Source organism: Streptomyces katrae (assembly GCF_000966975.1).
Lineage (GTDB): Bacteria > Actinomycetota > Actinomycetes > Streptomycetales > Streptomycetaceae > Streptomyces > Streptomyces katrae.
Window position 1 is genome coordinate 1 of sequence record NZ_JZWV01000553.1, and the last position, 4,280, is coordinate 4,280.

Sequence of the window (4,280 nt, forward strand, 5' to 3'; positions counted from 1 at the left end):
GGTTTGGGGTGGGCGGGAGCGGACAGGTGCCGGGGGAGGCACCGTGGCGTGCCGGTCAACGGCCGGCTCCGGCTTCTTGCGGGGCCGTGCCCCGATCCGGAGGCGAAGGATGGACGTGAACCGCGGGCACGAGGACCCTGAGCGGGGCGGCGTGCCGGTCCCGGACACTGGGGCGATGGTCGACGAGCACGGCAGGCCGCCCGGCGTGCCCTCCCGTACGGGGACGGGTGCCGGCGCGGCCGCCGACCCCGCGCGGGTGGACGCGGCGCGGCTCCCCGAGGGGCCGATGGCGGAGGCCGAGAGCGAAGCCGAGGTGAACGTACTGGTCAGCCACTGTGACCGGGAGGGTGCCGAGGCCGTGCTGGGCGTCCTGGCGGAGGCGTTCCCCGACATGACCCCGCCGGTGACGGCCAAGCCCCCGGCGGGGGCCGCCACCGGGACCGCGTCGGCGGCCCCGAGCATCTGGGCGGTGACGGTGGACGCCCGCCGCCGGGCGCCCGGCGCGGTCCTGCGGCGGGCCCGGCCGGCCTCGCCGGTCACGGCCGAGCTGGACGGCGCCGCCGAACCGGTGCGCCGAGTCCGCGACGTCCTGGAGCACGCCTTCGCCGGCGAGCACCTGGGCACCGTCTCCGGGGAGCACGAGCTCCAGGTCGCCCTGCGGCTGACCGCCCGCGACGACGCCTGAGCCGCGCCGCGCGGAGCCGCGCCGCCCTACGTCAGGTCGAAGCGGCCCGCCCTGGCACCCAGGACGAACTTGCGCCACCCGTTCGGGGCGAAGACCAGGGACGGGTCACCGGGGCGGTCGCTGTCGCGCATCGCGATGAACCCCTCCACGAAGGCGACCTGGAGGTCGCCCGCGCCCCGGCTGCTCGGCTGCCAGTCGGCCCCGCTGAGATCGAGCTCGGGCCTGCCCCGGTCAGCGAGGGTCCGCGCGGTGGTGCTCTCGGCCATCTGCCTGCTCCTCCCGGTACGTCACGTACGTCACGTCGTCGTCCGGTGGCCCAGGGTAGCCATCGCGGCGGGTGCCGCACAGACCGCGGACCGGACGCGTCACCCGTGGGCCGTGCGGCGGGTCCGGCCCGCTCAGGTGTCCGGCTGTCCGGCCCCCACCAGCCACATGGCGAAGAACTGCGCACCGCCGCCGTACGCGTGGCCCATCGCCCGGCGGGCGCCCGGCACCTGGTGCTCCCCGGCCAGCCCGCGGACCTGGAGGGCCGCCTCCGCGAAGCGGATCATGCCGGAGGCGCCGATCGGGTTGGTGGACAGTACGCCCCCGGACGGGTTGACGGGGAGGTCGCCGTCGAGTTCGGTGACCCCGGCCTCGGTGAGCTTCCAGCCCTCGCCCTCCTGGGCGAAACCCAGGTTCTCCAGCCACATCGGCTCGTACCAGGAGAAGGGGACGTACATCTCCACCGCGTCGATCTCCCGGCGCGGGTCGGTGATCCCGGCCTGCCGGTAGACGTCGGCGGCGCAGTCCTTGCCGGCCTGCGGGGAGACGAAGTCCTTGCCCGCGAAGAGCGTCGGCTCGCTGCGCATCGCCCCGCCGTGCACCCAGGCCGGGGGCCGGGGCGAACGGGCCGCGCCCGCCCGGTCGGTGAGGACCATCGCGCAGGCCCCGTCCGAGGACGGGCAGGTCTCGGAGTAGCGGATCGGGTCCCAGAGCATGGGCGAGGACTGGACCTTCTCCAGGGTGATGCCGTGCTCGTGGAGGTGCGCGTACGGGTTCTTCAGGGCGTTGCGCCGGTCCTTGTAGGCGACGAGCGAGCCCACCGTGTCGGGCGCGCCGGTGCGCCGCATGTACGCGCGCACGTGCGGGGCGAAGAACCCGCCCGCGCCGGCCAGCAGCGGCTGCTGGAAGGGGACCGGGAGGGAGAGCCCCCACATGGCGTTCGACTCGGACTGCTTCTCGAAGGCCAGGGTCAGGACGGTGCGGTGGACACGGGCGGCGACGAGGTTGGCGGCGACGAGCGCGGTGGACCCGCCGACCGAGCCGGCGGTGTGCACGCGGAGCATCGGCTTGCCGACGGCTCCGAGGGCGTCGGCGAGGTAGAGCTCCGGCATCATCACGCCCTCGAAGAAGTCGGGGGCCTTGCCGATGACGACGGCGTCGATGTCCGCCCAGGTCAGTTCCGCGTCGGCGAGGGCGCGGACCGCCGCTTCGCGGACCAGGCCGGCGAGGGAGACGTCGTGGCGGGCGGCGACGTGCTTGGTCTGCCCGACGCCGACGACCGCGACGGGCTCCTTCCCGGTACTCGTCATGCGCGGTCCCCTTCCAGGACGGCGACCAGGTTCTGCTGGAGGCAGGGGCCGGAGGTGGCGTGGGCGACGGCCCGGTCGGACTCCCCGCGGTGGATCCGGGCGGCGGCCTCGCCGATGCGGATCAGGCCGGCGGCCATGACGGGGTTCGCGGCGAGGGCGCCGCCGGAGGGGTTGACGGTGACGTCCCCGCCGAGGCCGAGCGCCTTGCGCAGGACCACCTCCTGGGAGGAGAAGGGCGCGTGCAGCTCGGCGGTGTCCACGGGGGCGTCGAAGAGCCCGGCACGCTCGGCGGCGGTGCGGGTGGACGGGGAGTCGGTCAGGTCGCGCAGGCCCAGGCCGTGGGCCTCGATGCGGTGGTCGATGCCGGTGATCCAGGCCGGCCGCTCGCAGAGCCGGCGGGCGGTGTCGCCCGCCGCCAGGATCACGGCGGCCGCCCCGTCGCCGATGGGCGGGCAGTCCCCGGTGCGCAGCGGCGCCACCTGGTAGCCGCCCTGCGGGACGGCTCCGCGGAGCTGGGCGTGCGGGTTGTCCGCCGCGGCGGCCCGGCTGCGGGCGCCGATGGCGGCGAGGGCCGGCTCGTCGGTCTCCCCCGCGTCGATGAGCGCCTGGGCCTGGAGGGCGGCGAGGGCCACCGAGTCGGGCCAGAGGGGGGCGAGGTAGTACGGGTCGAGCTGGCGGGTGAGGACGTCGCGCACGGAGCCCGGGGAGGACTTGCCGTACGCGTAGACGAGCGCGGTGTCGGCCTCGCCGGTCTGGATCTTGACCCACGCCTCGTAGAGCGCCCAGGCTCCGTCCATCTCCACGTGGGACTCGGAGATGGGGGGCCAGGCGCCGACGCCGTCGAGGGTCATGGTGAAGGAGAAGGCACGGCCGGCGAGGTAGTCGCTGGAGCCGGAGCAGGTGAAGCCGATCTCGCCGGTCTTCAGGCCGGTGGCGGCGAGCACCTGGTGCAGGACCGGCATGACCATCTCGACTTCGCTGAGTTCGTCGGTGCGGCGGAGGTGGTCGCTCTGGGCGAAGGCCACGACGGCCACCTCACGGGCGTATCGGGTCGTCACAGCAGCTCCTTGTACGCGTCGTAGTCGGCGTCCGGCTCGCCGGTGGGGCGGTAGTGGTCGGGGTAGCGGCCGCCGTCGGTCCACACCGGTTCGACGCGCAGGCCCATGCGGACCTGGTCGTACGGGATACCGCCGATCCGGCCGTGGAGGGCGAGGCCGGCGCCGTCGAGGGCGATGTGGGCGTACACGTAGGGGACCTCGATGTCGAGGTTCTTCGCCTTGATGTTGACGATGCAGAAGGTGGTGACGGTGCCGGCCGGGCCGACCTCGACCCGGTCGGTGGTGGCGACCCCGCAGGTGGGGCAGGCGCCGCGCGGGGGGACGTACACCTTGTGGCAGGACGGGCAGCGTTCGCCGACGGTCCGCCGTTCGGAGAGGGCGTTGATGTAGGCGGTCTGGGCGCGGCCGGGGCTGTAGGTGTAGTCCAGCCGGGCCTCGGCGACGATCCCGGTGACGGGCTCGTCGAACACCCCGTCGTGCGGAGCCGCGCCCCCGGCCTTCCCTTCGCCTTCGTACGGCTCGAAGCAGGCGATGTCGGTGACGGCCCCGGTGCGTTCGGCGGCCCAGCGCACCCGGACCCGCATTCCGGTGCGCACGGCGTCGGGGCCGGGGACGTCGAGGGCGTGCAGCAGGGCGGTGTCGGCGCCGTCGAGCCGGACCAGGACCCAGGCGAAGGGGGTGCCCAGGGGCTGCCGGGGCCGTGGCTCACCGTTCCAGGCCCAGGTGGTGACGGTCCCGGTGGGCGCGACCTCGACGAGCTCGCGGAGCTCCTCGGCGGTGACGGGGTCGTACTCGACGGGCGGCACCATCACCTGCCCGCCGGAGGTCCGGACGCCGAGGACGACGCCTTCACGGAGCCCGGTGAGGAAGGCGCTCTGAACGGGCCCGAGGGACCGCGTGAAGGGAAACTCGACGACGAGGGGCGCGCGCAGCACCTCGGGCGGGGACGCGGCTGTCATGGAT

At 74.7% G+C, this 4,280-nt stretch carries 5 protein-coding genes; 1 reads left to right on the forward strand and 4 read right to left on the reverse strand.

What is annotated here, in order from left to right:
• Positions 1–175 precede the first annotated feature (175 nt).
• A complete protein-coding gene (locus tag VR44_RS20030) occupies positions 176–685 on the forward strand; it encodes a hypothetical protein (RefSeq protein WP_157880365.1) in 510 nt (169 codons plus the stop codon).
• Between the two features lie 26 nt (positions 686–711).
• On the opposite strand, the gene VR44_RS20035 is transcribed toward VR44_RS20030, so the two are convergent.
• The 4 genes from VR44_RS20035 to VR44_RS20050 form a co-directional block, all read right to left on the reverse strand.
• Positions 712–951, reverse strand: a complete 240-nt coding sequence (locus VR44_RS20035) for a DUF397 domain-containing protein (RefSeq protein WP_045948925.1) — start codon at positions 949–951, stop codon at positions 712–714.
• Between the two features lie 132 nt (positions 952–1,083).
• Positions 1,084–2,259, reverse strand: coding sequence for a thiolase domain-containing protein (locus tag VR44_RS20040; RefSeq protein WP_045948926.1), 1,176 nt, complete (start codon positions 2,257–2,259; stop codon positions 1,084–1,086).
• On the reverse strand, positions 2,256–3,317 hold the full coding sequence (locus tag VR44_RS20045; protein WP_045948927.1) for a thiolase domain-containing protein: 1,062 nt from the start codon (positions 3,315–3,317) through the stop codon (positions 2,256–2,258). The genes VR44_RS20040 and VR44_RS20045 overlap by 4 nt, the downstream gene beginning before the upstream one ends.
• Positions 3,314–4,276: a Zn-ribbon domain-containing OB-fold protein gene (locus tag VR44_RS20050; RefSeq protein ID WP_045948928.1), complete on the reverse strand. Its 963-nt coding sequence runs from the start codon at positions 4,274–4,276 to the stop codon at positions 3,314–3,316. The genes VR44_RS20045 and VR44_RS20050 overlap by 4 nt, the downstream gene beginning before the upstream one ends.
• Between the last annotated feature and the right edge of the window lie 4 nt (positions 4,277–4,280).

Excerpts from the sequence above, each read along its gene's own strand:
- VR44_RS20040 (WP_045948926.1), bottom strand. The coding sequence starts at position 2,259 with ATGACGAGTACCGGGAAGGAGCCCGTCGCGGTCGTCGGCGTCGGGCAG.
- VR44_RS20050 (WP_045948928.1), bottom strand. The coding sequence starts at position 4,276 with ATGACAGCCGCGTCCCCGCCCGAGGTGCTGCGCGCGCCCCTCGTCGTC.
- VR44_RS20030 (WP_157880365.1), top strand. The coding sequence starts at position 176 with ATGGTCGACGAGCACGGCAGGCCGCCCGGCGTGCCCTCCCGTACGGGG.
- VR44_RS20035 (WP_045948925.1), bottom strand. The coding sequence starts at position 951 with ATGGCCGAGAGCACCACCGCGCGGACCCTCGCTGACCGGGGCAGGCCC.